General features: G+C 62.9%; 1 pseudogene. It reads right to left on the bottom strand.

Annotation, left to right across the window (positions count from 1 at the left end):
• A pseudogene (locus tag ACZY1I_RS32275) lies at nt 1-310 on the bottom strand (ABC transporter ATP-binding protein); the annotation flags it as partial.

The following is a 310-nucleotide window of genomic DNA, read 5'->3' as shown; positions in this document are numbered from 1 at the left end:
AGGAAGGCGACGCCGAGGAATCCGAGGATCAGTCCTTGGAGGCCGGTGATTACGCCCAGGACGGCGAGTTTGGAGGCAAGGTAGGCGCCGCCGGAGAGTCCGATGTTGTGTTCACGCTGGTAGATGGCCTGCTCTTTGACAATCTCCCGGATCGATCCGGCGCAGCCCATCAAGGCCCCGCCGATGATCAGCAGCACCAGCAATTGGGTGGGTTGTTTGGTTTGTTGGGTGATGGCTGCGGCGAGGGAGAGTCCGGCGTCGCCGGGGACGGCGTAGGTGAACAGGCTCAGGAGCAGGGGTAGGGCGAGTA

Source organism: Mycobacterium sp. IDUB_37 (genome assembly GCF_055419245.1).
This window is presented reverse-complemented; position numbering and strand designations above follow the sequence as displayed.